Annotated in this window: 27 protein-coding genes; 13 read left to right on the top strand and 14 right to left on the bottom strand. The window is 35.6% G+C overall.

Translation table 11 applies throughout. From position 1 onward, the window contains the following. Positions 1-16: 16 nt before the first annotated feature. Positions 17-1,420, bottom strand: a complete 1,404-nt coding sequence (locus tag MSG95_RS08145) for a heavy metal sensor histidine kinase (protein ID WP_077164930.1) — start codon at positions 1,418-1,420, stop codon at positions 17-19. Continuing rightward, positions 1,417-2,088 carry a heavy metal response regulator transcription factor gene (locus tag MSG95_RS08140; RefSeq protein ID WP_077164931.1) on the bottom strand — a complete coding sequence of 224 codons (672 nt, stop codon included), beginning with the start codon at positions 2,086-2,088 and terminating at the stop codon, positions 1,417-1,419. The genes MSG95_RS08145 and MSG95_RS08140 overlap by 4 nt, the downstream gene beginning before the upstream one ends. A gap of 125 nt (positions 2,089-2,213) precedes the next feature. On the opposite strand from MSG95_RS08140, the gene MSG95_RS08135 reads away from it, so the two are divergent. After that, positions 2,214-2,681, top strand: a complete 468-nt coding sequence (locus MSG95_RS08135) for a GlcG/HbpS family heme-binding protein (protein WP_077164944.1) — start codon at positions 2,214-2,216, stop codon at positions 2,679-2,681. 14 nt (positions 2,682-2,695) lie between these two features. Continuing rightward, entirely contained in the window at positions 2,696-3,097 is a 402-nt protein-coding gene (gene uraH / locus MSG95_RS08130; RefSeq protein WP_151819303.1) for a hydroxyisourate hydrolase, read from the top strand. A 57-nt stretch (positions 3,098-3,154) separates the two neighbouring features. On the opposite strand, the gene MSG95_RS08125 is transcribed toward uraH, so the two are convergent. From MSG95_RS08125 to MSG95_RS08105, 5 genes are all read right to left on the bottom strand, one after another. Continuing rightward, a complete protein-coding gene (locus MSG95_RS08125; protein WP_213033543.1) occupies positions 3,155-3,862 on the bottom strand; it encodes a PqiC family protein in 708 nt (235 codons plus the stop codon). Next, positions 3,852-5,519 carry an intermembrane transport protein PqiB gene (locus MSG95_RS08120; RefSeq protein ID WP_077163069.1) on the bottom strand — a complete coding sequence of 556 codons (1,668 nt, stop codon included), beginning with the start codon at positions 5,517-5,519 and terminating at the stop codon, positions 3,852-3,854. The genes MSG95_RS08125 and MSG95_RS08120 overlap by 11 nt, the downstream gene beginning before the upstream one ends. 7 nt (positions 5,520-5,526) lie before the next feature. Next, a complete protein-coding gene (locus tag MSG95_RS08115) occupies positions 5,527-6,336 on the bottom strand; it encodes a paraquat-inducible protein A (RefSeq protein ID WP_077164933.1) in 810 nt (269 codons plus the stop codon). Continuing rightward, positions 6,333-6,941 (bottom strand): paraquat-inducible protein A, encoded by a 609-nt coding sequence (locus tag MSG95_RS08110; RefSeq protein ID WP_039251555.1) that lies wholly within the window; start codon positions 6,939-6,941, stop codon positions 6,333-6,335. The genes MSG95_RS08115 and MSG95_RS08110 overlap by 4 nt, the downstream gene beginning before the upstream one ends. 120 nt (positions 6,942-7,061) lie before the next feature. Beyond that, a complete protein-coding gene (locus MSG95_RS08105) occupies positions 7,062-7,946 on the bottom strand; it encodes a LysR substrate-binding domain-containing protein (RefSeq protein WP_077164946.1) in 885 nt (294 codons plus the stop codon). A gap of 92 nt (positions 7,947-8,038) precedes the next feature. Between MSG95_RS08105 and MSG95_RS08100 the strand changes: the two genes are divergently transcribed. The 4 genes from MSG95_RS08100 (at position 8,039) to MSG95_RS08085 (ending at position 12,697) form a co-directional block, all read left to right on the top strand. Beyond that, positions 8,039-8,356, top strand: a complete 318-nt coding sequence (locus MSG95_RS08100) for a carboxymuconolactone decarboxylase family protein (RefSeq protein ID WP_077164934.1) — start codon at positions 8,039-8,041, stop codon at positions 8,354-8,356. Beyond that, positions 8,347-8,757 (top strand): tautomerase family protein, encoded by a 411-nt coding sequence (locus MSG95_RS08095; protein ID WP_077164935.1) that lies wholly within the window; start codon positions 8,347-8,349, stop codon positions 8,755-8,757. The genes MSG95_RS08100 and MSG95_RS08095 overlap by 10 nt, the downstream gene beginning before the upstream one ends. A gap of 599 nt (positions 8,758-9,356) precedes the next feature. Continuing rightward, positions 9,357-11,042, top strand: a complete 1,686-nt coding sequence (gene aspT / locus MSG95_RS08090; RefSeq protein ID WP_004700714.1) for an aspartate-alanine antiporter — start codon at positions 9,357-9,359, stop codon at positions 11,040-11,042. 56 nt (positions 11,043-11,098) lie between these two features. Then, complete coding sequence (locus tag MSG95_RS08085) at positions 11,099-12,697, top strand: bifunctional aspartate transaminase/aspartate 4-decarboxylase (RefSeq protein WP_324624701.1); 1,599 nt, start codon at positions 11,099-11,101, stop codon at positions 12,695-12,697. Between the two features lie 64 nt (positions 12,698-12,761). Here MSG95_RS08085 and MSG95_RS08080 read toward each other — a convergent pair whose 3' ends face one another. From MSG95_RS08080 to MSG95_RS08070, 3 genes are all read right to left on the bottom strand, one after another. Further along, positions 12,762-13,526, bottom strand: coding sequence for an SDR family oxidoreductase (locus tag MSG95_RS08080; RefSeq protein WP_077164936.1), 765 nt, complete (start codon positions 13,524-13,526; stop codon positions 12,762-12,764). A gap of 122 nt (positions 13,527-13,648) precedes the next feature. Beyond that, positions 13,649-14,716, bottom strand: a complete 1,068-nt coding sequence (ada, locus tag MSG95_RS08075) for a bifunctional DNA-binding transcriptional regulator/O6-methylguanine-DNA methyltransferase Ada (RefSeq protein ID WP_151819302.1) — start codon at positions 14,714-14,716, stop codon at positions 13,649-13,651. A 78-nt stretch (positions 14,717-14,794) separates the two neighbouring features. Continuing rightward, positions 14,795-15,688, bottom strand: coding sequence for a DMT family transporter (locus tag MSG95_RS08070; protein WP_077164938.1), 894 nt, complete (start codon positions 15,686-15,688; stop codon positions 14,795-14,797). Between the two features lie 417 nt (positions 15,689-16,105). Here MSG95_RS08070 and MSG95_RS08065 point away from each other — a divergent pair, with 417 nt between their 5' ends. After that, positions 16,106-16,687 (top strand): TetR/AcrR family transcriptional regulator, encoded by a 582-nt coding sequence (locus tag MSG95_RS08065; RefSeq protein WP_004700706.1) that lies wholly within the window; start codon positions 16,106-16,108, stop codon positions 16,685-16,687. Positions 16,688-16,779: 92 nt separating this feature from the next. After that, positions 16,780-17,208, top strand: a complete 429-nt coding sequence (locus tag MSG95_RS08060) for a hypothetical protein (protein ID WP_039253662.1) — start codon at positions 16,780-16,782, stop codon at positions 17,206-17,208. A gap of 36 nt (positions 17,209-17,244) precedes the next feature. On the opposite strand, the gene MSG95_RS08055 is transcribed toward MSG95_RS08060, so the two are convergent. Both MSG95_RS08055 and MSG95_RS08050 read right to left on the bottom strand, forming a co-directional pair. Next, positions 17,245-17,799 (bottom strand): TetR/AcrR family transcriptional regulator, encoded by a 555-nt coding sequence (locus MSG95_RS08055; RefSeq protein ID WP_019458401.1) that lies wholly within the window; start codon positions 17,797-17,799, stop codon positions 17,245-17,247. A 788-nt stretch (positions 17,800-18,587) separates the two neighbouring features. Then, positions 18,588-18,830: a CPCC family cysteine-rich protein gene (locus MSG95_RS08050; RefSeq protein WP_019458402.1), complete on the bottom strand. Its 243-nt coding sequence runs from the start codon at positions 18,828-18,830 to the stop codon at positions 18,588-18,590. 104 nt (positions 18,831-18,934) lie between these two features. Here MSG95_RS08050 and MSG95_RS08045 point away from each other — a divergent pair, with 104 nt between their 5' ends. Beyond that, entirely contained in the window at positions 18,935-19,693 is a 759-nt protein-coding gene (locus tag MSG95_RS08045) for an HD domain-containing protein (protein ID WP_077164939.1), read from the top strand. Between the two features lie 364 nt (positions 19,694-20,057). Here MSG95_RS08045 and MSG95_RS08040 read toward each other — a convergent pair whose 3' ends face one another. Continuing rightward, positions 20,058-20,513 (bottom strand): hypothetical protein, encoded by a 456-nt coding sequence (locus tag MSG95_RS08040; protein ID WP_151819662.1) that lies wholly within the window; start codon positions 20,511-20,513, stop codon positions 20,058-20,060. 450 nt (positions 20,514-20,963) lie between these two features. Here MSG95_RS08040 and MSG95_RS08035 point away from each other — a divergent pair, with 450 nt between their 5' ends. After that, positions 20,964-21,197, top strand: coding sequence for a hypothetical protein (locus MSG95_RS08035; RefSeq protein ID WP_025469101.1), 234 nt, complete (start codon positions 20,964-20,966; stop codon positions 21,195-21,197). Between the two features lie 21 nt (positions 21,198-21,218). On the opposite strand, the gene MSG95_RS08030 is transcribed toward MSG95_RS08035, so the two are convergent. After that, positions 21,219-21,722, bottom strand: a complete 504-nt coding sequence (locus tag MSG95_RS08030; RefSeq protein ID WP_077165297.1) for a hypothetical protein — start codon at positions 21,720-21,722, stop codon at positions 21,219-21,221. Positions 21,723-22,553: 831 nt separating this feature from the next. Between MSG95_RS08030 and MSG95_RS08025 the strand changes: the two genes are divergently transcribed. The 3 genes from MSG95_RS08025 (at position 22,554) to MSG95_RS08015 (ending at position 24,662) form a co-directional block, all read left to right on the top strand. Continuing rightward, positions 22,554-23,192 (top strand): TetR/AcrR family transcriptional regulator, encoded by a 639-nt coding sequence (locus tag MSG95_RS08025; RefSeq protein WP_077165296.1) that lies wholly within the window; start codon positions 22,554-22,556, stop codon positions 23,190-23,192. Between the two features lie 199 nt (positions 23,193-23,391). Beyond that, positions 23,392-23,793: a DoxX-like family protein gene (locus MSG95_RS08020; protein ID WP_077165295.1), complete on the top strand. Its 402-nt coding sequence runs from the start codon at positions 23,392-23,394 to the stop codon at positions 23,791-23,793. A gap of 35 nt (positions 23,794-23,828) precedes the next feature. Then, positions 23,829-24,662: an SDR family oxidoreductase gene (locus MSG95_RS08015; RefSeq protein ID WP_324645017.1), complete on the top strand. Its 834-nt coding sequence runs from the start codon at positions 23,829-23,831 to the stop codon at positions 24,660-24,662. Positions 24,663-24,675: the final 13 nt, after the last annotated feature.

Genomic DNA, 24,675 nt, shown 5'->3' with positions numbered 1-24,675 from the left:
GAGCGCTATTAAGTATTTAATTTAATATTTTTGAAGTGTCTAGAACTGGAAAATCAAGCTCAAAGCACACACCTTCAACCGTGTTATAAACACGGTAAAGACCCTCATGTAAATCCATAATTGAAGCGACAATTGATAAACCTAATCCACCTGTCTGGTTCTCATCACTTCGACTTGAGTGGCATTGGTAGAATCTTTCAAAAAGATGCTCAAGTTGATGTTCAGCAATTGAAATACCACTGGTTATCACACTTAGACTCACCACTTTCTCGTGATCAAGTGTCTTATATTCACTTTTAATAAAAATAGTTCGCTTATTCCCACCATGAACCAGTGCATTTAAAATCAAGTTATAAACTGCTCTTTGAAATAGCTCAGGATCTGCAAATAACTTTTGGGCTTCTAAATTTAAACTAAAATAGCAGTGTTGTTCCTCGGCTTGATATTCAAAAATTTGGCATAGGTTATCTATAACGTCTTGGACATTTATATCTTGTTTGTTTACAAGAACCATTCTCTGATCGGCTCTTGCTAAGAAAAGCATGCTATCAATCATGCGTTTTAATCTGTGGTAGTCGTCTAAATGAGACACCAGCAAATCTTCATATTGCTCAATCGAACGTTCGCCAGTTAAAGCAATCTCGGTTTGCCCAATCAAATTATTTAAAGGCGTACGGAACTCATGAGCGATATCTTCAGAAAAACGGTTGAGCTGCGTATAGCCTTTTTCGATACGTTCAAGCATGTGGTTTATATCTTTTGAAAGCAGCTCAACTTCTAAAGAAGAATTTGAGAGATTTAACCGTTTCTGTAGCTGGTTTACGTTAATAGAATGAGTTTGCTTGCGAAGCTGTTGTAGCGACCGTAAACCTAAATGGCACGCTAAAATGCAAAGCACAAAGATCGCAAACACGCCCCCGACCACATACATCAAGAGACTTTCTTGAAAAGGTAAAAGGATATTGATGCGTTCCGACCACTGTTTACCTGCAATGAGCAAATAAGGCTCTTGATTAATCGTTATGGTTTTCCAAGCAATTCGGGTTGGATATGGATTATTTGCTAAATCTTGAAATTGAAGAGTGTTTTTTTCTGCAAACTCAGGTAACTGAATATCGAGTGGATTGATATTAATTAAAGCTTTATCTTTATGGATGAGCAGAAACAAGTTGTCTTGGTTGCCAAGCATGTTTTGATACAGCTTAGGCCGCGCAATAATTTGCTCTACATTTTCGCTGTCTTGTAGCAAAATTTCCAAACGGTTAATTCGCTCTGCTAAAGCTTTATCTTGCTGCTTCAATAAAATCTGGTTAATGCCCAAATAGATCATAAAGCCGACGGAACATAAAATTAAGGCAGAACAAAGCGTGACCAGTAATGTAATACGGACTTCAAGCGAACGCAGAAATTTAAAGTTCATAAGCTAACCGAAATTTTATAGCCCAAGCCACGTATGGTATGAATGAGTTTTAACTCATAGCCTTCATCAATTTTGCTTCGTAAACGGCGTACCGCGACGTCAATAAAGTTGGTATCGGTGTCAAAGTTAATATTCCAAACTTCGGAACCAATTTGTCTGCGCGTCACGATTTGCTCTTTGTTGAGCAACAAATAACGCAACAAATTAAATTCGGTCTTACTCAGCTCAATTAAGTTGCCACTACGCCATACTTTATGACCAACCAAATCCATTTTTAAATCGCTAACAGACAGCTCATTTTCTTGCAGATATTGCTGTCGTCTTAACAAACTTTTAATGCGTGCCAACAGTTCAATATAGGAAAAAGGCTTAGCCAAGTAATCATCTGCACCCAACTCTAACCCTTTCACCCTATCCATCACCTGATCTTTTGCCGTTAAGAAAATCACCGGAATTTTTGAAAACTGGCGGAGTACTTGTAATACGCTCCAGCCGTCTATGTCCGGCAACATCACATCAAGAATAAGCAAATCATATTGATCCCTTTTTAGCATTTCCAAACCTTGAAGCCCTAAGTGAACACACTCTGCTTGATAGCCGGATTCTTTTAATCCTTTGACCAAATAAGTGGCGATCTTGATCTCGTCTTCAATAATTAGGATACGCATTTTGTAGAGACTCATTTGAAAGATGACAACTTTGTAATGTGATTGTCATGCTTGAAATTAAGCAATTTGTTTAAGATTTTCAAAGCGACATAGAGGCAATCAACATGAAAAAATTGAACTGGCTGATGTTAACAGCCGTGCTATTCGGTAATAGTACTTTTGCACAGCCCCCTGCTTTGAATCAAGTTTATTCGTTAGATCTAAAAACTGCCCACCTTTTAGCTGACAGTGCTAAAGAGGCATGCAAAAAATTAAATCAAAACATTGCGGTTGTTGTTGTAGATCGCGGCGGTAATCTTTTAACTGCCGAACGGCATGAGCTAGTGGGTCCGCATAATTTAATGGCTGCCGAGAAAAAAGCCTATACCGCGTTATCTACCAAAACATCGACCTTAGTTTTAAGCCAAAACAGTAACCAAAACCCCGATGCAAAAAATTTAACCACCGTAGCGAATTTACTTTTGTTAGGTGGCGGTGTACCTGTCCGTTTTGAGAACCAAGTGATCGGAGCAATTGGCGTTGCGGGTGCTGGCGGTGCACAAAATGACAATCAATGTGCAAGCAAAGCCATTGAAACCGTTTTTAATTCATAAGGAGTTAGTTCAACATGACAAAATCATTTATTGCTTTATCTTCGTTATTTATAGCTTCGGCTACATTTGCACAAACTAATCCGCTGAGTGTGCATGTGTTAAATTTAGAAACGGGTTTACCCTCTTCTCAGGTTGAAGTCGTTTTAGAAAAAAACACCAATAATCAGTGGGTAAAACTCAACCAGCAAGTGACCGATTCAAATGGTCGTATTACTGCACTCTATTCAGAAAATAAAAAACTAGAGCAAGGCGTTTATAAAGTTACCTTTAAAACTGAAGACTGGTTTAAAAAGAACAAACAGCAAACGTTCTTTAGTGAAGTACCTGTGATTTTTAAAGTGGACGGCAGCGTAAACCACTACCATATTCCATTACTGCTCAGCCCTTACGGTTACTCAACCTACAGAGGCAACTAAAATAAAAAAGCCTTTATCTGTTTTTAGACAGATAAAGGCTTGTGTTAGAAAATTTTACTACGAACAAACACCATTCGTGATCACTACTTTTTTGTTTGAATCTAATGCCACAATTGAAGAAGAAACCGAATTAATAATCTGGCCCATCGCCTCACTTGAAGCACTTACAATTGCATCCATTTTCTTAGCTTTCTGATCAATTGGCTGTTTAAACGCAATTCGACAATTGAGCTGAGATCCTGCATTGGTAATGACTTTTGGATTAGATGACTCTAATTGAGTTGGGGGTATTTGACGCTTCACGACCCAAGACACCGCAATATTAATATAACTTTTATCAACAATATCAAAATGAGAAAAGTCTGTAGAAACTCGATATAAAGGCTGATTGTTTCCAGCAAGCCCACTGCTATAACTGTCAATTGCGCCTAATTTTTGCTGTAAACCTGCCGATAGAGTATCGCGTAATTGTGTACTCATAGTCGACGTCCAGCGCTCATTGTTTAACACCGTAGACTTGCCACTACTGTCTTGTAGCACCAAAGGCGCACGGTCTAAACGGTCTGGAAGACCAACTGGTAGAACTTCAATAACTCGAATACTTGAGCTCACTGCCGGAGTTATTTTAGGACTAATCGTATAGTAGTTCGGCGTTGGTGAACTCGAACAGGCCGTCATAGCAACTACCGTAAAAAACAGACCGCTCCCAAGCAGCCATTTGGCTGCTTTAGGATGTTGAAAAGATAGAGTGTTTTTATTTTTCATCATCGGCCTCTGGTGTCTTACCACGAATAATTGATTCAGGATGTTGCTCAATATAATCTGCCATGAGCTGTAATGAAGCTGCTGCACGTGTCATTTGTTGCAATGCTTTACGTACGTCTTGTTGTAACGGCGCATCGCTCGACAAAATAGACTCAGACGATCTTACAGTTTTACGAACATCGTCCAAAGTTGCTTGTAAACCAGGTGCAACTTTACCATCTAACTGTTTAACCAGCTTGTCGGTAGACTCAATAGCTGTATTCATATTCTTAAGCGTTTTACGAACATCTTGCCCAATTTCAACTAATGGGAATTTAGTTAATTTATCGGCAATTTGAGAAACCTGTGCCTGTAAGCCACTCAACTCTGTTGGAGTGGTTGGAATCACCACACGGTTATCACTCAAAATTTGTAAGCTAGCTGGTTTCGCTTTAGGGAACTTATCTAAGGCAATATAGTTTTGGCCTGTTAAGAGGTTGCCCGTTCTCATTTGCGCACGCCATCCATGCTCAACAAAATCTTTGAAAATGTTGCTATTTGGATTGAGTGCCTGTCCATTTTCAACACGTGATGGATAAATGACCGCCTCAACGCGCATACGAATTTGCTTATAGTTATTATAGAACTCCGCATTAATCGATTTAACATTACCAATTTCAATACCCATGAAATCAATTGGCGCACCAGCAGCTAAACCGCGAAGTGAATGATCGAAGTACATAATCACGCCACGCGGCTGACCATCTGGTTCTTTGAGCGCATCGGATTTTGAGTCCCAAAGATTAAAGCTGCTCTTATTGGCCGCTACAGTCGCATTTGAGTTTTCAGGGAAACCAAAAGCAATACCGCCAGCAACAATACTTGCAAGCGACTGAGTATCTAAATTAAAGCCTGAAGCATTCAAACTCACATCTATACCACTTGCCTGCCAAAAGCGTGTGTCTGTAGTCACAAACTTATCGTATGGTGCACGAATAAAAGTCTGAAGCTGCACACTTTTACCGTCATCAGCTAGCTTATAAGCAGTAATTTGTCCGACGTTAATTCGCCGGTAATAAATCGGCGATCCGATATCTAAAGATCCCAAGTCATCGGCTTTCAAAAAGAATTCTTTACCCGGCACATCGGAAGTAATCACTGGTGGTATTTCTAAACCCGTAAATTCAAGTTTTTTCTCGGGTGACTTACCGCCATCTACTTCAATATATGAACCTGATAATAAGGTGTCTATGCCTGAAACGCCACCTGTCCCAATACGTGGTCGTACTACCCAAAAACGTGAATCTTGCGCGGCAAAGTTGCTGGCATTTTTACGTAAATCAATTCGCGCAATAATATGCGAGCGGTCATCGGCTAGATCAATTTGCCGTACAACACCAATATCAACCTGCTTATAGCGCACAGTTGTTTTACCTGCAACTAAGCCTTCTGCTGTACGAAAAGATACTTCAATTGTTGGCCCATTAGAGAGCAACGCTTTCACTGCAAGTGAAAGTGCAATTAAAAGTGCAACCAATGGAACTATCCAAATTAATAGAGGTTTCCACCGATTTTTCTTTTCTTGCGGTTCTGGTAAATCATTCATGTTTTCCAGTTCAACATCAGTCTCATGATGATCTGATGTACCGCCGTTTGTTTTGTTTTCAGACATACTCATTTTTCTTTTATTGACTGGGATTAATGGAATCATTATTCAAGGACGAATGCTCTGCCTGAATAACTGTGGTTTTTTCCGAAGAAAAATCATTGGGTTTATTGGTATTTTGGGATGCGTAAAAATTATCCCAAATAATACGTGGGTCAAAACTTAAAGATGCAAACATGGTTAAGACTACAACTGCACCAAAAGCAATTGAACCTGGCCCTGCCAAAATAGTCGCAAGCGATTGAATCTGAATAAGTGCAGTTAATAAAGCGACCACAAAGACGTCAATCATAGACCAACGTCCGACAAACTCTACAATTCGGTAAAGTTTGATACATTGCTCTGGTGAAAATTTCCAAGCTGCCGATGACTGTATATATACAACCAATAATAGGAAATACAAAATAAATAGCTTAAGCATCGGAATAAAAATACTGGCCATGAAAATGACCACCGACACTAAATAGTCTCCATTTTGCCAAAAATAAATCACACCACTCATGATGGTGTCTTTCTGGCTGCCTAAAAGTGAATCGGTTATTGTCATCGGCAGTACGTTAGCCGGTATATACAAAATAGTTGCAGCAACAACTAGAGCAAAGGTACGGTTTAAACTTCCCTGTTTGCGCTCATGCAGTACACTACGACATCTAACGCAGCGTAAAACTTTATTCTTTTTAGCAATTACTACTTTATCTACTTTTGATGAGTTTAATAACCCACAGCAGTGACACAATATCAGCGATAGATCTTTGGCTCGTGGATATTGCTTTAGAACCATATCGGTATTTTCGGCCTTGAGTGCAGTCACTTTTTTTATCGTTTTCATAATTGTGACCTGTCAATTTCGTTCCATATATCACTCACCTTTATGGACGTAATATAAACCATCAATAGGCTCAAGACCGCAAATGCCCACAAGGCAATTTCTGGAATAACAAGCACCATACCCATTAACTTTACAAGGGTGACCAAAATTCCAATCAGGAATACCTCAACCATTCCCCATACTCTCATAAAATAAAGCGTTCGTAAGGCAACTACTAAAAACTTTGGTCGTCTTTTAAATATACTGACCGTACCCAGTACATAGGTCATTAATAACAAATATGAAAGTGGCACAATAAACGTGGTAATTAAAATTAAGATACCGACAAAAGCTCGATCATAATGAAACATGACCCATACGGCACCCAATAAAGTGGTTTCAGATATATTCCCTTGCAGTTCAATCTTTACAATCGGAAAGCTGTTGGCAATAACAAATACGATTAAGGCCGTTAAAATGAGGGCCAATAAAGTCGTAAATGGTTTAGTATGCCGATAAAGCTCTGCACCACAGCAAACACAATAAGCTCTTTTTCCATAAGCAAGCGGAACTCTACGATAGACGGTATCGCACTCCTCGCAACCTGCTAATTCTTTAAGCTTCATAGGCATACTCTAAGGGCTATTCTTTAACTGTTTTACACAAACTCTTTTATTACTAAGTTAAATTAAAATATAAATCAATCTAAAAACTATACTGGGCAATACAAATTTGAGAATAAAAAATTACCGCAGATGCTGTTCAATATATTGTTGAAACTGCTGAATAATATGTACTGATTGTGTGGTGGAATTGAAATAAAGACCAAAGTTTAAAGTCTCCAGTTCAGGCAGTACATCAGTTTCTATGGTCTGAATATCTAGTGGAATTTGAAAACATGATCTTAGACTAATGCCAATCCCCGCCCGTATAGCAGGCCATAACCCTTGGACTGAGTTACACTCATAAGCAATATGCCAAGCAATACCCTTTTGCTCAAGTACCTCAATCGCCATTTGTCTTAAAATACAAGGTTGTTGTAATACCACAAGTGGTATGGAGGCTCTATTTTCAATGATTTGCAAGATATGGGGATGAGGACAGAATAACCATTTTGTCTCTACACTTTTAAGCTCATGAAAGTTTTTAATTACTGGTTTTTGCTGCCATATAAGTGCTAAATCAAGCTCTTGCTTTTGTACTTTATCAATCAAGTTAAGGTTGCGGTCAACCCGAATTTGAAACTGTACGTTTGGATGCTGCAACATAAACTGAGCGATAAGTTGCTGTAAGGTTCCTTCAGCAAAATCTTCTTGTAAACCAAAACGAATGACTCCACTTGCTTGAGTCTGATGCAGCTTTAAAAGCACTGTATCATTCAAAGCCAACATGTTTTTTGCATGGCTCAACAATAATTCACCACTTGGGGTTAATTCTAATAGCCGCCCCTGTTTTCTAAGAAGCTGGCAACCTGTTTGTTGCTCTAGCTTTTTTAATTGCGCACTAATTGCGGCCGGTGAACGACATAAGTGTTGTGCTGCTAGCTGATAACTCCCAAGCTCGATTCCTTTAACGAATGCACGTAAGGCATCTAAATCAAGATTGGTTGGGGGTTTAGCATAATCATTCATAAAAACCGAATTATTAGTTAGAAAAGTTTTGATTTTTTTAACTATACCAAACTGCCATATTAGCAACAACAGCATCAATGTTGAGTTCTAAAATGTTCAGAAAAATTGATATTCATAATTTAGAAATGATTTCGCCCAAACTTTATGAGTTCGGCAAAGACTATTTATTTGGGGATATCTGGCAAAGACAGATGCTTGATACTCAAACACGTTGTTTTATTACGATCACTGCGCTTGTTTTACAAGGGCGTTATTCACAGCTCGAATGGCATATAAAAAATGCCTTAACTAAAGGCATCACGAAAGAACAAATTATTGAAGCTATTACCCATCTTGCTTTTTATGCAGGCTTACCTACGGCCATTTCAGCACTTGAACATATGCCAGAGGAGATATGGTCATGCCCATGATTCGCTTTACAACCAGTTATGCATATACAGATCATGAAAAAGCTCAGATATCGAAAATTGTGCAGACTTGTATGGAAAGTTATTTTGATACTCCCCCAAATGATTGCTTTCATTTCTTTGAGCACTTGGCTCAAGGCAATATATATGTTGATCCTGATTACTGGGTAAAATCTTCACGCACTGAAAAATTTATGCTGCTATACATCACTTCTGGTAAAGCCAGAACAGCTCAGCAAAAATTAGATTTAATGCAGCATGTAACAGCACAGCTCCATCAAAAATTTAAGATTCCAGAGCAAGATATTATGTTTGTGATTGTGCAAAATAGCCCAGAAGATTGGTGCTTTGGTCATGCGCAACGAGCAGATAGTTACTTAAAAATGTTAGCTTCGAAACAGTAATTTCAAAGTTTTAAATCGCTATAAACCACTATTTTTAAGGTAATAAACATTTTTAAATATCAAGCTTCCATAACACGAAGCTTTTTATTTAAAAATGAAAATCCCTTAAGTTGAGTTTATATTATTCCTTTAAGATAAGTCTTATTATGAAGATTTATTTAAATGTATTCCAAATATATTAAACTTTAAATTATGCTATCTAGTTAACAGAAACTCATTTTTTAAGTAGATTATTTTTTAATTTGAATAAAAACCATTACTTAAACGACAGTAAAAATATTAAATTACTATATATCAATAAATTACATAAAAAATATGCAAAAAAATTAATTCAAAGACAATTTTATTTCATAAAATATTCTTTATATTATTGTAAAAAAATTTTACCTCACATTCAAAACCAAAGCTGATTTAATCACTCAGAATTAGTGACATACATACATCACAAGCACTTTAAACGACTTATTTTCTATAACTAAACTTAAGAAAATCATTAGACTTGAAGGTTTGCTTAAGTAATTTTCATATAGTATTTTAAAAATGAAAAATAAATAAATTTATATATTAAAGATAGATCTAATAATAAAAGTGAGATCAAAATGATTGAATGGTTACAAGGTGTTTTAAAACATAGCCCCGAAATATTATTGTTCTTATCACTCGCAATTGGCTTCTGGATTGGACAGTTCCAGTTTGGAAAATTTCAGTTTGGTGGAGTCGCAGGCTCCCTACTTGTAGCAGTCGTTCTAAGTCTTATCGGTGTACCTGTTGATAACGGCGTTAAAGCAATTTTATTTGCGCTCTTCATTTACGCCGTAGGCTTTGAAAGTGGACCCCAGTTTTTTAAATCACTCGGTCCACAGTCTATAAAAGAAATTCTTTTAGCCGTATTTATGGCAGTGTGTGGTTTAGTCACCGTTTTAGTCATGGCTAAAATTTTCCATCTCGATAAAGGCTTGGCGGCTGGACTCGCGGCTGGTGGTATGACTCAATCTGCAATTATTGGTACTGCCGGAGATGCCATTTCTAGACTCGATCTGCCTCTGGCTGAGATTCAAAGACTTCAAGCAAATGTCGCGATTGGCTATGCGGTGACTTACATTTTCGGTTCATTGGGCGCAATCATTGTATGTGTAAATATCTTGCCTAAATTTATGGGTAAAGAAATTCACGACGATGCTTTAAAAGCTCAAAGTGAACGACTTAAAGGTGCTTTTGAACTCGCACCGGGTCAGGAACTGGCAATGCCGGAAATTGTTGGGCGTATTTATAAAGTTAAACAAGCCAATGGACACACTATTGCGGAACTTGAAGCAAAAGAAGCAAGCATTACGATTGAACGGTTAAAACGTAAAGATCAGTTTATTGATGTTGCTCCTGAACTCACTTTACAAACAGACGATGTGGTATTGCTGGTCGGTCGCCGTGCCAGTGTAGTTTCCGTAGCCGAGCAAATCGGACCCGAATTGCAATCATCGCAGGGTATGGAAATGATTATGGATACCAGCGATGTCATCTTAAGAAATTCCAAATACATTAACCGTACCTTAGGTGATATTAAGGCCAATACTCCAGCCTATTTGAAGCACGGTATTTATGTACTTGCGATTAAACGTAACGATGAAACTCAACCTTTAAGTGACGACACCGTTCTAAAGCAAGGTGATGTCGTTACTGTCTATGGTACAAAAAGTGACCTCGATCGTTTAGTGAAAGAAGCTGGTAAAGCCTTACCTGAAAGCCTAAAAACAGACTGGATTTTTCATGGTGCAGGTCTTGTCGTTGGTTTAGTGATCGGTCTTTTTGTGATTCGTTTAGGCGATGTGCCATTAACGCTTGGCGCTGGCGGTGGTGCTTTACTATCGGGTCTTCTATTTGGTTGGATTCGAAGTCGAAATCAGGTACATGGCAATATGCCGTTAGCGGCTTCACAGCTTCTTAAAGACTTAGGTTTGGCAGGCTTTGTTGCAGCGGTTGGCTTACAATCAGGTTTACAGGCCATTCAAACCATTAAAGAAAGTGGTCTTTCACTCTTTATGATTGGAGTAGTTGTAACACTGGTTCCGTTGCTGCTTTCCATGCTGTTTGCTCGTTATGTTCTGCGTTATAGCAACGTTGCGGTAATGGCTGGAGCGCTATCTGGTTCACGCAGTGCAAACCCTGCTTTTGGTGCCATCTTAGACAAAGCAGGCAACTCAATTCCGACTGTTCCTTTCGCAATCACCTATGCCCTCGCAAATGTGTTCTTGACCTTACTCGGACCACTAATCGTAGGCTTAGCCTGATTTTATACATTGAATTAGAAATTTTATTCATCTCACTATAATTAAGGAGACGTCCCATGGGGAAAGTCGATTATTCTAAATACGCAAAACTCAGTCCATTTGAACTGAAAGATAATTTAATAGAATTAGCTCAAAGCCGAACTGACCGCATGATGTTAAATGCTGGCCGAGGCAATCCGAACTTTCTTGCGACTATCCCACGCCGAGCATTCTTTCAACTAGGTCTGTTTTCGGCAACCGAATCCGAGTTTTCGTTTTCTTATATGCCAGAAGGTCTAGGTGGCTTCCCTCGTCCTGTTGGACTCCAGTCACGTTTTGACAGCTTCATTTTGGAAAACCGCGATAAACCGGGCGTTGTCTTTTTAGGTAAAGCCGTATCTTATGTACGCGACCAATTAGGCTTAGACCCAGATCTTTTTTTACTTGAAATGGTTGAAGGGATTTTAGGCTGTAACTATCCCGTACCAGACCGTATGCTTCGAGTAAGTGAAACGATTATTAAAGAGTACGTCTTACGAGAAATGGGCGTACAAGGTATGCAAAAAAGAGACTTAGATTTGTTTGCTGTTGAAGGCGGAACAGCCGCAATGGCCTATATTTTTAACTCATTAAAAGAAAATAAAATTATTAAAAACGGCGACCGCATTGCCATTGGTAGTCCTATTTTTACACCATATCTGGAAATTCCGAAACTTAATGACTACCAACTTGAAGAAGTGCTCATTGAGGCAGCCCCTAAACTCGGTTGGCAATATCCAGAGTCAGAGCTTAGAAAGTTAGAAGATCCGTCTATTAAAGCATTCTTCCTAGTCAACCCAAGTAACCCGCCATCGGTAAAAATGAGTGATGAAGGTCTTGCGATTTTGGCGGATATTGTCAAAAAACGCCCCGATCTGATCATTTTGACAGATGATGTTTATGGTACTTTTGCCGATAACTTCAAATCACTTTTTGCGATCTGTCCTGATAACACCATTTTGGTTTACTCATTCTCTAAATACTTTGGTGCAACTGGTTGGCGACTTGGGGTCATTGCACTTTCAAATAACAATGTGCTTGATAAACAAATTGCGAATTTATCGAAAAAAGAAAAGAAAGAGCTTGAAGAGCGCTATTCATCTTTAACTACAGACCCATCAAGTATTAAGTTTATTGACCGTTTAGTTGCAGACAGCCGTAATGTTGCTTTAAACCATACTGCAGGCTTGTCTACCCCACAACAAGTGCAGATGGTTTTATTTGCACTATTTAATATGATGGACTCACGCCAAAGCTATAAAAAAGCAGTTAAATCTGTTGTTCGTGAACGCGATGCAGCACTCTATCGACAACTTGGCGTCGAGGTTCCAACAGATCCAAATGCTGTGGACTACTACACCCTTGTTAACCTTGAAAACACCTCACGCACTCTCTATGGAGATGAGTTTGCCGACTGGGTGATGAAAAATAAAAATCCGACCGAGCTATTATTTAGAGTAGCAGATGAAACAGGTGTGGTTTTATTGCCGGGTTCTGGCTTCGGTGTGCAGCATCCTTCTGCCCGTGCGTCATTGGCTAACCTTAATGAATACCAATATGCTGCTATTGGTGACTCTTTAAGACGCTTCGCAGATGAAGCTTATGCCGAATATTTAAAAACCAAAAAAGGAAAATAAGTACATATAAAAAGTGAGGCTCTAGCAGCCTCACTTTTTTACAACCTATTTATTCATTGTTTATCTAGGTTTTACAAATAGTCACTCCACCATCGGCGAGTACAGCACTGCCTGTAATAAAGCTTGCATCATCACTTACTAAAAAGAGCGCCACTTTTGCAATTTCATCGGGTTCTGCTAAACGTTTCATGGCATGTATGCTTTTTACAAACTCTAAAACTTCTGGCGAAGAAGCGGCTTCTTGACCCATTGAAGTATTTGTTCCTCCGGGTAAAAGTGCATTTACTCGAATGCCTGACGTTGCATATTCTGCTGCCATCACTTTGGTTAGACCAATGAGTCCTGCTTTGCTTGCAGCATAAGCCGCCATTTGAGGAAACCCGATATGATGACCAACAAAAGATGATGTAAACAGTATTGAACCATAGCCTTGCTTTAACATGACTTTAAGCTGCTCTCTGGCAGACTGAAACGCACTGGTTAAATTATTCTGAAGAACATAATTCCAATTGTTATCGGTTGTGTCGTGAGTCAGTTGATATTCTCCCAACAGGCCTGCGTTATTAAATGCAATATCTAACCTGCCATAATATTGCGTAGCCATATCAATTGCTTTTTGCATGGTTGTCGGGTCATTAAGATCCCCTGCAATAAATTGCGCAACGACTCCGTCTTGATTCAAACTATCGCAAAGCTCCTTTAAAACACGCTCACGGCGTGCAACCAAAATAACTTTCGCTCCTTCGGCTACAAATAACGACGCGGCACTTAAACCTATACCCGAACTTGCACCCGTAATAATAGCCACTTTGTCTTTTAATCTGCTCATACTCACAATTCCATCTTTATTAAATTGATGGATATATTTTGAGTAACCCGAAGAAAATAGACTCTCTGATTCTTGCTGTTTTGAAAAAATTAACTCTATAAAAACAGCCTACTAAAACAATTTTAGTTTCGTGCCAGTCCTGCTTCTTTCTCTAATAATGCACGTTTACGCTCCACGCCCCAACGATACCCCGAAATAAAACCATCATTTCGAACAACACGATGACATGGAATAGCAACAGCTAACATATTTGCAGCACATGCCCCTGCAACAGCCCGAACCGCTTTAGGTGAACCTATTTTTTGGGCTATATCAGAATAACTAGCTGTCTGCCCCGCAGGAATTTCTTTCAAGGCTTGCCATACTCTTTGTTGAAATGCAGTCCCTTGAATATCTAGAGGTAAATCTAATCCGATTTGTGGCGCTTCAATAAACCCGACAATATGCGCAATCAGTTGCTCAAACTCATCATCACAGCCAATTAAATCGGCTTCCGGAAATTTATCTTGTAAATCATTTAAAAGCTTTTCAGGGTCATCACCTAGCAAAATTGCACAAATTCCTTTCTGGCTTTGGGCAACTAAAATGTCTCCTAAAGAGCACGCTCCTATGGCGAAAAAAATACGCACCCCCTTACCGCCAGATTTCCATTCTTTCGCTGTCATACCTAATAGCGAATTTGAATTTTCATAGAACTGACTATTTGAATTAAAACCTGCATTAAATATTGCATCAGTCACACTAATATTTTCGTCTAGGTTGTCTCTTAGCTTTTTACTTTTATGGGCGTCGGCATAGCCTTTAGGTGTTAGGCCTGTAATTTGCTTAAAAACTCGGTGAAAATGATATGCGCTCATTCCTACATGATCTGCCACATCTGATAAAGACAAGTTTTCTTCATGTAGTTCGATGTATCTACACGCTTTCTCGATTTTCTCTACAAGCTTTGGATCGTGTGCATTTGAGAGTCTGTTTTGTATTTTTTGGCTTGCGCGATAACCATTTTTCTCGGCTTGCACGGCACTCTCGAAGAAAACTACATTTTCTTTTTTAGGCAGTCTTTTTGTACTTGATGGCAGACAATACATACCTGAGGTTTTCACGCCATAAACAAAATATGCATCAGCTTCTGCATTACGATCAACAATTGCTTGCCATCTATCTTCGTCTGTTATCCACTGATTTTTCATTTTGCTCACCTCAATTGCAATTTAATATTTAATGACTTATTTTCGCAACTTTGTTGATAAGCAAAACTCTTGGTATTGCTATTTTAATCTTTTCAACGCAAAAACATTCCAATGCAACTTTACTCCAAGCACACCCAATAAAATTAAAGCTGCACCTAAAATTTGAGTATGGGTCAGCAGATGATCAAAGAAGAAATAATCAATTACTATGGTCGATATAGGATAGATAAAAGATAAGATCGCAATGTTATTTAAAGGTATTTTCTTAATTGCCGAGTACATCAAATAATAAAGAAATGCTGTGTGTAAAACCCCTAACCCAAGTACAAACAGCCATTGTTGGCCTATCGGTGGATTTGCAAAAACCGAAATAAACGGAATCATAACAATGGCTCCACTTAAGGTTTGTATAAGCACAATTAATAAAGGCGGCGTGTTAGTTAGTTTTTTAGTCATTAGAACCGATATTGAATACAGTGTAGTAGCTATAAGAACCAAGCCTAAACCTGCTAACTCACTGGAGTTGACCGAGGCACTACCTAAACCAATAATTACAATTAGCCCAGCAAAAGCAACTAGGGTCCATAGCACATCATTTTTATTTAGCTTTTCATGAAAGACCAAAGCCCCTAAAAATAAAATCACAAACGGGTTTACGTGATAAACAATCGTGGCTAAAGAGATAGAGGTTTTAGGAAAAGCAGCAAACAGCAGAACCCAGTTAAAAATAATAAGTAAGCCCGAAGTCACCATTAGAAATAGTTCTTTTTTGCGAAAATATACTTTTTTAAAATGACTATAAAACAAACAGATGGGTATTAAGCATAAGGCTGATATAAGGCAGCGGAAAAATACGATGTTTATTGGTGATTGACCTGATTTAATCACAAATAGGCCAATACTCCCTGAAAGTAGCATGGCTACGACCATTTCAAGTGTGCCGACTTTTGTTTTTAACTTGTGTTCATCCACAGCTTTCTCCAATAGTTTTATATCGTTAATTATTCGGCTCATTTATGTTTATCTAATTGAGTAGATTTTTTTAGTTTCAAATATATAAAACTTAAATTATTTAGTTATTTAATATAAAAAAATAATATATCTTGCTCATTTAAACTTTAAGAAAAAATAACTATTTAAGAATTTATCTGGAAAATAGAGACATACCGAACGATGTGCCAAGTGAAGCAAACATCTCTAAAATTTGATAAATCTCATTAAATTAAACATTAGATTTTTATAGATTAGATGATAATCCAAGATATGCGATTAAATACATACAGTTCTGTCTTTCTTTTGTCTAAATTTCAACCATATCGACTAGTCTAACAGTCCTTCTATCAACTAAAATACCAAGCTTAATTCTTCAACAAAATGCAATAAGCCCTTATGAATGCACAAATAAAATTAAAAAAACCATCAAAACGAGAAATTATTCTAAGAACAGCAACTCAGCTCTTTATTCAGGAAAGTTATATTGCTGTCGGTATAGACCGAATTATTGCTGAATCTGATATTGCCAAAGCGACCTTTTATAAACATTTTCCATCTAAAGAAGAACTGGTGGCCGCTTGCCTACAGGAACTAAAACTTGATATCCAAATTGCGGTAGAAGAGCAAATATCTGCACGATCAGTTCCTTTAGAAAAATTAGAACAACTCTATATGTGGTATATCAATTGGGTAAATCAAAATGGTGCCAGAGGATGCCCATTTCATAAAGCACGAATGGATGTAGGAAGCTTATATCCAACTATTCATGTCGTGCTGGATGAATATCGAAATTGGTTATTTGACACTACCAGTTCTATTTTTAAAGAATTAGAAATAAAGGATCCTATAACGCTCACTCATTTATTCCTCTCTCTCCTCGATGGCTTGATTAATGCGTCTGTTTGCGAAGAAAATCCAATTGAACCAGAGAAAACGTGGAACTATATCAATACATTAATTGAGCTAGAGACAACCTAACCGGAAATCCAACCCTGTATTTTCTAACGAATTGAATTTAAATGAAAATTTAATCTCAGAAATATAAAATTTAATTTATTCAGCTATTTAATATGAAAATTAATTTTGACGTTAAATTTGTTTCTGGTTTAGTAGGTTCATTAAATATTCAAGTGATACCTATGGACCTCGATAGAAATGAAAATTGTATCGACTCTATAGTTGTTGATGAAATTGCTTTTTCACTCGTTGAAAATTTATTTAACCGAGATAAAGAAAAGTTTTTTCATTGGGGAAATACTTTTATAGACTCTGAAAATATCAAAGAAATTATAAAAGATTTGTATAAGCTTCATTCATTTATAAATCAGTTAGATAAATACGATAAGACGTTAAAGCTCATTTTCGAAAAAGAAACAAAATGGTTTGCAAATCACTTCAATTTTTTTAAACCACAAGCTCTCAACATGATCATAGAAATTACCAAATTTCTTGAGAGAGTCGAAAAAAAATATGACGGCATTACCGTAATAGGTATTTAGCGACCCAAGCTCAATAGCTTGGGCGGCAATGAGTTGTTAGATTACCCTCATCAAATAGTAATCTAACAACTTAGTTTGTTCTTCAATTTTATCTGAAATTAAAAGCCTCAAAATTGCTCCGTCTATCATAAATACCAACAACTCAGCTTCTGTATATGAAGCCATTTTTTTAGTTTCTGCTATAAGGCAGAAAATCTCATTTTTTAGCCAACGTCTATAACGCACAGCACTTTGGTAAGCATGAGGATAAAGTAATTTAGTTTCAAAAACCGCTTTAAACAGTAGGTAATAAGCGCTATTTAAGTCGGCATGTAAAAGATAAATTTGTCTGAGTTTATTAGTCAAAGTGGAATATTGGGTTGTTTCTAGTACCTCTCTTACTTTTTCCATGAGTGTTTCTTTTTGCAGTAACAGGCATATTTCAATAAGGCCTGCTTTTGAGTGAAAATAGTTGTAAAGCGTACCTTTTGCAATTTTGGTTTCTTTAGCAATCAGGTCTACGCCTACATTATGGAACCCATGTATCGTCATAAGTTGAATGGTAGTTTGAATTACATGTAGTTTTTTGGAAGATGTTTCTAAATTTCGCATAGTTTTACCGCTTAAAATAATTTTTTGTTGTATATAAAAGAGATATAAATACCCTCACTCTTAAAATGAGTGCTAAATACAGGTATAAGAAAGCCGCACAATAATGGTGTGCTTGCCTATCTCAGTTTTATTGTGGCTATGATTTTTGGTCGTAACGATTCTTAAGGCGTAGAAAACCTAGAGTCGATTAAACCGTTTTATAGACTTTTTAAGCGGTATGGGCAGAGAAAATTTGGCAAAGGCCAATAAAGAAGAATTAGTACGCATGGAGGACTCCTCATGTCTAAAGAAGTTCTACCGAATCACTGTCAAACGATTATGGTGGCAGAACGAGAGAAGGTTGACAGACTGGTTAGACGCCAGCACACCCTAGGGTGTCCCTCTCCCGTCCTACCGCTACGGGAGGAGACGAGGAGCTTACACACAAGACTATTCCTCAGAAGGAATAATTCTGATGTGGTCTAAATCAGCCTGTCAAAGCCGGCTGGCAATGTAGGCCAGCAGGCAAAGGATAGTGCTCTACCCTATTACAGTCAAGCATACAAAATGATATTTGTTTTAAAATAGATCATTAAAAAGTAAAGATAAATAATTAAAATTTATTGTTAAATTGGGGTTTATAAAACACTGACATAAGGCTAAGTAGCTATTATTTCTTCTTTAAAGATTTCAAGTAAATTGATTTAAATTTTATAAAAATCATAAATTCAATTAACTACATAGGTATTAATTTCATAAATAATAAATTAATAAAAGCTCATCACTGGTGAGGTAAATAGGTAAGTTTATCAGGGCATTTCTTTTTCAAGTGGTTTACGGGTATATGGTATAAATTCTTTTTTGATTGCTCCAAATAATTGAAAATTTTGCTTAGCCATATTTAAACTAATACCATTTGCTCCTCCCATATAATCAGGATCTTCGTTCTGAACATTGTCATCTTCCCAAAAACAAACTGCACAGATATCGAACGAACCATACGGCAACTCATCAAATGTAAGATAACCACAGCAAGGGCATGCGTAAGACACTATTTTCTCCTATCTTTATCTATATAGACTTATTCAAAGATGAACTTGCAAAAAAGCAGCTAAGGTAATATTTTAGAGCAATTACTCTAAAATGAGATTTAATAATGAAAAGTATAAAAATTGGTTCATATCAATGGATGCAAGCTACAAATGGTCAACTCAATTTCAAAGAAAAAATTAAATTAATTCAAAAAATTATGATGCCTAGCATCCTGAATTCCATAAAAATAAATTATCATAGATTTCAAACTAGCAATGATTTTGATATCGGAAAAATTGTAATACCAGATACTCAAATGATTAAAATCGCACTTGAAGAACTAGAATCAAAAGCAAGTATATCTATCTACAATCATTCATGGCGAACATACTTTTGGGGAGCCGCACTAGGCAATTTACAAAAAAGATACTTTGATCATGAATCACTCCTAATAGCTTCACTTTTTCATGATATTGGTCTAACTGAACAACATATTCATGATAAAGGTTGCCAATGTTTTACGTATGAAAGTGCTAAACAATTTGAGAAAAAGGCAAAAGAATATAACTTTGATGAGAAGAAAAGCGTAGTGATTAAAGATGCTATATGTCTACACATGAATGGATATATAGATGAATCTGATCCAGCGGAGGTTATTCTATTACAGCAAGGAGCATCTTGTGATGTGATCAGTGACAATCAATATAGACTGCCCTTATCATTTAGAAATGAAATCTTAGAAAAATACCCTAGAAAGCAATTTAATAAAGAATTTATTGAACTTATTAATCTAGAAAGAAAACATATCCCTAATTCAAGGACTAGTTTATTGTCTAGACTGGGCTTACCAATCATGATTAAGTCAAATTTATATAAAGAATAATTAAAAATTTAAGTCATGAGAAACTTCAATTAATGGCTGTCTTATCTTTCTAGTGCGAATAGATTTTAAATTTATGCCATTCCATAACTACATGTTAAAAATGGCTATCAAAACATGACTTAAACAATTCAAATCACTATACTTTTAAAAGCAAAACTTGCTTAAAACAAAAAAGCCAATTCTTTCGAATTAGCTTAATTACAACAGACCAGCTTTACTTGAAAATTGCTTTTTGATTTTATTGTTCGCAACAATCTTCATCTTTTCTTTTTATAAGCTTAAATTAGCTGTTCATTATGACAAGATGATTAAAAAAAAATCGCCCGAAGGCGATTACTGAAAAATCGTACCTTTTATAACACTTTTACTTTTCCAATTTTTTTGTAAAAGCTTGAGAGTTAAAGTACTCGGTTATTTCTTCACCCTGATTTTCAGTTTTTTCAACTGGCAAAGCCACTGAATCAAACTCTAGTCTTAAACTAATAAACTCAGGAATAAACTTTTTAATTGGAGGTGGAGTTTTAGGTCCGCCTTCAGTAATTTTTTCAATAAATCCCGCTAACCATAAAACATACTCATTTTCGTGATCGTAATGGGGTACTAAACTTATATCAATTTTTACTTTACACTCGTTAAGTGGTTTGCTAAATAATTCATTAAAATCAATATAGTTGTACTTAAGTTTAAATACAGTTCCAACGATTTCTTTACGAATAAATGTCATTAGATGATTAAAATTTTCAATGGTATCTTCTGTGAAGAGCTCACTGTCTTTAACTTTTCTATAGACACTTTCTGCAATCATTAGATATTGAGGCATCAAAGTATCCTTAATTTGTTGGGTGGTATTTGCACCACCTCTAAAGTAAGTATGATTTAAGTTATGTAATAACATGTAACTATATGAAACATCATGTAAGTACTGTGTATTTTAAGTTAATATATATTTCAAATAAATTATAATTTCTGACATTATATTTATTAAAATTATTCAATATCAATAAAATCAATTATTTAGATTTTATTTTTTTAATTTAATCATTTAAATGTAAATCTAAATGATTCAAAAAAATCTAACTTTTAATAGTTTTTTGGTCTTATTAAAGCAAAACTGAAACTCAAACATTCTATCTAAAAAATGTCAAAATTCATATATTTTATTCAAAGTGAAAACTATGTCACACTTCAAACAAATTAGTATTTTGAGTACATATTCCACTAAGCCTGTAAGTCTATTATGCTTGAATTAACGAATTGTTAAATATGTATGATGGAACAGCAAACTTTATTACAAGAACTGAATTCTCTCATTGAATACTATTCAAAAAGAACCGATTGCCCCCCTACGCGAATACGCATCGGCTATAGAGCATATGCAAAACTCATGCAGTGCCCGCCCTTTGCAGATGAAGTAATGAACTCGGCACTAGATCCAAATAAACGTAAATATAAAAAGATAAAGATTAAAATTACCAAAGATGATGACCAATTAGAGCTTGAGTAAGCCTAAGATATCTAAATTGCTTTATTTTCTAGACAAAAATTCGAGCTGTTCTATGGCAAACTTTTTCAAGACTATATCGGATGAGTTAGCATAGTTATTTAAATATTCTAAAGACTTAGAACAATTTATATTTGTACCCAAGCCAAAAAATGCTTTGCGAGCAATTGTACGCAAGTCATCTTCCGCCATATAACTTGGGATGAAATTGATAGCTTTTTTAAAAAACTCCACCAAATTACAATTTCTGATTTTACTCACTGTAAAAACGATATCTTCATGTGCATCATGCCAATCCGAAAAAAAGATATTTAATAAGCCGAAATCTTCTTCTTGTAATACATAATCATCAAATATAAGAAATGCCAAATGTACTGCATCACTATTCTTCAAACTTTCGGCGATCTTTAATAATTCTTTTGCAAATAGATAGTCACTAATATCTTTAAAGTTTAATCGTCCTTTTAAAATTTTTATGGGAATTATCCCCAAATAACAACGTTCAATATTTGTTTCAAAGTCATTCACTTTAATTCTCTATTCAAAAGATCCAATTGCAGCAATACTTGCTCTTGCTCAGTTATTTTAGTTTAACAACATATCAGTATTTTTATAAAACGTTATTTATAATTTATAAAAAATTTAATTTTTTCAATTATTTAAAGACGAAAAGCCCATGGACTGAGCTTTTATCTTTTATACAAAACAGCTTTTAAAAGTCGACTTGTACTGGTAACAGCCGCTTAAGCATTTACTACATAAGCAGCAACTATTAATGCTGTAAGAAGTGATTTGTGAGTGTTCTTTATATTCATAACCTACATATATTATGATTATATTTGTAGAACAAAGTGAATCGAAATCGATAAATAAAATGCGAACAATTTGTTTTATATATAAAACAAACTACTATTTACTGTTGTAATATTATTTTCATAATTTAATAAAAGGTATTTAACTTGTATGCACATATTACAAAAAGACTATGTTAATTTATTTAAACCACATCTTATTGTCTACAAAACATCCGATTAAATTCCAAAAACCATTTTATAAAAACAAGAAAAATATAAAGAAAATTAACATTAACAATCATATAAAAATTAATCAATATGCATTCAAATACAATTATTTATAATTTATCCAACCATCATAATTGTCCTCTTTCATACAAATAGGTCAGTTGACCTATTTAAACCAGAAATAAATAAAATAAATAAGTCACTTGACCTATTTTATTGTTTTTGATTAAGTCATTTGACCTAATTTTAGTTTAATAGAGTTTAAATATTTTATTTATATTTTTCTAATTTCATGGTTTAGAATGACTTTTTTTAAATAGTACTTACAGGCTGGATAATGATCAAAATTGATACCTTTGATACTATACAAATTAAGAAGTCCTTTACCACACTAAAAGGACAAGAAAGAATAAAGCAAATCTTAAAAAATGCTGAAATAGTTTTTCTAACCAAAGGTTATTCTGGCTTTAGTATGAGAGGAGTTGCTGCACAATCAAATATTAGTTTAAGTACCTTGCAACATTATTTTCCCAATAAAGATATTTTATTACAGGCTTTACTTAATAAACTCACTTGTGACTACATACAAAGAATTGAAATTTTAATCAACTTAAATGCGAATGAACCACCTTTACATCGGTTCATGAATATTATTACCAATATAATATATGAAATAGAACAACCGATTATTACCAATACATTTAAGGAATTTTTTTCAATTTCAGATCATTTACCTTATGTATATGAATCATTGTCAACTATACAAAATTATAATCTTGAACTTATATATAAGATTATTTTACCTATTCATAATGAAATATCATCAGAAGAATATAAAGAAAGAGCCATTATTATAATTACACAGCTCAATGGATATTTAGTTCAGCATTCGAACAAGAATACAGATGAATGTTATAAAGAATTTCTAAGAAATATAGTTTTAAAAAATATATCAAGATTAGTGAGTGAACCATAAGATTAAAAACATAGGAGTCATTTCTCCTATGTTTTAATATAAAATCAGAATATAACATTTCGATCACTTCTTGCATTACTTTAAAAATAAAAATGATTAAAAAACAGACTATAATTATTTTAGTTGAACAATAAATTAAATAGAAAGATAATAACTTCAGTAATGAAAATTTAACTTTTTAAAATTTTAGAGAACTTTAATGAATAATGCTAAAGCATTAAAATTTATAAACTTTGTGTTAGCCTTCCTGTGGATATATCAGGGACTTGTCCCTAAAATAATTTTTATTAATGTTGATGAAATTTTTGTGTGGCAATCAATAGGTCTTTCTTTTGAATATGCAAAACTTGCAGGCCGTGCAAGTGGTTTAGGCGAAATTATTTTTGGTTTATTGTTTGTATTTATAAACCAAAAATATATTCACTATTTAAGTATTTTGGGGTTGTTGGGTCTATTGCTTTTAATTGGTTTTCTCATACCTTCAACGCTTATCTCACCTTACAACCCTATCGTCATGAATATTTCGATGATAAGTTTATCAGTCATCTATCTGCTTTTATTAAAAGAGCAAACGACTTATTTGCATAAAACTGCTCAATAACGGCCTAAATTTTTTAAAATTATATAGAGATTTCAATGAGTTTATCAAACCGTGAAGTAGGATGTGTGGTGATTACCGGAGGCACTAAGGGTATTGGTTTAGCACTCGCCAACGCGTTTTTAGAGCTTGGATGTTCGGTTGTGATCGCTGGCCGCAACTTAGAGTCTCTTAACCATGCACTTAGTTATTTAGAAACTCATTTCAATAAAGAAAAGTTCACTGGCCTATGCTGTGATGTCACTCAAATATCAGACCTACAAAACCTATGGGATGTTGCCATACAGCATTTTGCTCAAGTAAATGTATGGATTAATAATGCAGGAAGCTGCCACCCTACCAAGGACTTTGTTGACCTTCAATCCGATGAATTAAACGCAGCCATTTCTACCAATATTTTAGGCACAATGCTTGGTTCTCAAGTCGCTTTAAAAGGCATGCTCAAACAAGGTCATGGTCAAATCTTCAATATGGAAGGTTGGGGAAGCAACGGCGAATGGAGTGCTGGTATGACTGTCTACGCTACAACTAAAAGAGCGGTAAGTTATTTTAGTAAAGCACTTTATAAAGAGACTAAGTCGACCTCTATTTTAACTGGTACCCTCAGCCCAGGCATGGTGGCAACCGACTTGTTAGTTTCGTCTTGGACAAATGGCAACGTACAAAACTGGAAAAAGATGAAACGCTTATTTTTCTTTGTGATTGACCCACCTGAGGTGGTTTGTGCGTATTTAGCAAAACAAATTCTTCAAAACAAAAAAACCAACCGACGCATCGCATGGTTGACGCCTTGGAAGCTTTTCCTTAGATTTTTACAGCCGTATTACTGGCGCAGAAACCCGGTTAAAGGCACGGCGTTAGAACATCTATAGGTGGGTTTAATAT

Origin of the sequence: Acinetobacter sp. IK23, assembly GCF_035615275.1 — a bacterium.
Classification (GTDB): domain Bacteria; phylum Pseudomonadota; class Gammaproteobacteria; order Pseudomonadales; family Moraxellaceae; genus Acinetobacter; species Acinetobacter seifertii.
Note: the sequence above shows the minus strand (reverse complement) of the source record. Positions and strands in the feature narration are given on the sequence as shown.

Bases quoted from the DNA above. Each gene is read 5' to 3' on its own strand.
- MSG95_RS08145 (WP_077164930.1), bottom strand. From the start codon at position 1,420: ATGAACTTTAAATTTCTGCGTTCGCTTGAAGTCCGTATTACATTACTG.
- MSG95_RS08140 (WP_077164931.1), bottom strand. From the start codon at position 2,088: ATGCGTATCCTAATTATTGAAGACGAGATCAAGATCGCCACTTATTTG.
- MSG95_RS08135 (WP_077164944.1), top strand. From the start codon at position 2,214: ATGTTAACAGCCGTGCTATTCGGTAATAGTACTTTTGCACAGCCCCCT.
- uraH (WP_151819303.1), top strand. From the start codon at position 2,696: ATGACAAAATCATTTATTGCTTTATCTTCGTTATTTATAGCTTCGGCT.
- MSG95_RS08125 (WP_213033543.1), bottom strand. From the start codon at position 3,862: ATGAAAAATAAAAACACTCTATCTTTTCAACATCCTAAAGCAGCCAAA.
- MSG95_RS08120 (WP_077163069.1), bottom strand. From the start codon at position 5,519: ATGAGTATGTCTGAAAACAAAACAAACGGCGGTACATCAGATCATCAT.
- MSG95_RS08115 (WP_077164933.1), bottom strand. From the start codon at position 6,336: ATGAAAACGATAAAAAAAGTGACTGCACTCAAGGCCGAAAATACCGAT.
- MSG95_RS08110 (WP_039251555.1), bottom strand. From the start codon at position 6,941: ATGAAGCTTAAAGAATTAGCAGGTTGCGAGGAGTGCGATACCGTCTAT.
- MSG95_RS08105 (WP_077164946.1), bottom strand. From the start codon at position 7,946: ATGAATGATTATGCTAAACCCCCAACCAATCTTGATTTAGATGCCTTA.
- MSG95_RS08100 (WP_077164934.1), top strand. From the start codon at position 8,039: ATGTTCAGAAAAATTGATATTCATAATTTAGAAATGATTTCGCCCAAA.
- MSG95_RS08095 (WP_077164935.1), top strand. From the start codon at position 8,347: ATGCCCATGATTCGCTTTACAACCAGTTATGCATATACAGATCATGAA.
- aspT (WP_004700714.1), top strand. From the start codon at position 9,357: ATGATTGAATGGTTACAAGGTGTTTTAAAACATAGCCCCGAAATATTA.
- MSG95_RS08085 (WP_324624701.1), top strand. From the start codon at position 11,099: ATGGGGAAAGTCGATTATTCTAAATACGCAAAACTCAGTCCATTTGAA.
- MSG95_RS08080 (WP_077164936.1), bottom strand. From the start codon at position 13,526: ATGAGCAGATTAAAAGACAAAGTGGCTATTATTACGGGTGCAAGTTCG.
- ada (WP_151819302.1), bottom strand. From the start codon at position 14,716: ATGAAAAATCAGTGGATAACAGACGAAGATAGATGGCAAGCAATTGTT.
- MSG95_RS08065 (WP_004700706.1), top strand. From the start codon at position 16,106: ATGAATGCACAAATAAAATTAAAAAAACCATCAAAACGAGAAATTATT.
- MSG95_RS08060 (WP_039253662.1), top strand. From the start codon at position 16,780: ATGAAAATTAATTTTGACGTTAAATTTGTTTCTGGTTTAGTAGGTTCA.
- MSG95_RS08055 (WP_019458401.1), bottom strand. From the start codon at position 17,799: ATGCGAAATTTAGAAACATCTTCCAAAAAACTACATGTAATTCAAACT.
- MSG95_RS08045 (WP_077164939.1), top strand. From the start codon at position 18,935: ATGAAAAGTATAAAAATTGGTTCATATCAATGGATGCAAGCTACAAAT.
- MSG95_RS08040 (WP_151819662.1), bottom strand. From the start codon at position 20,513: ATGCCTCAATATCTAATGATTGCAGAAAGTGTCTATAGAAAAGTTAAA.
- MSG95_RS08035 (WP_025469101.1), top strand. From the start codon at position 20,964: ATGGAACAGCAAACTTTATTACAAGAACTGAATTCTCTCATTGAATAC.
- MSG95_RS08025 (WP_077165296.1), top strand. From the start codon at position 22,554: ATGATCAAAATTGATACCTTTGATACTATACAAATTAAGAAGTCCTTT.
- MSG95_RS08020 (WP_077165295.1), top strand. From the start codon at position 23,392: ATGAATAATGCTAAAGCATTAAAATTTATAAACTTTGTGTTAGCCTTC.
- MSG95_RS08015 (WP_324645017.1), top strand. From the start codon at position 23,829: ATGAGTTTATCAAACCGTGAAGTAGGATGTGTGGTGATTACCGGAGGC.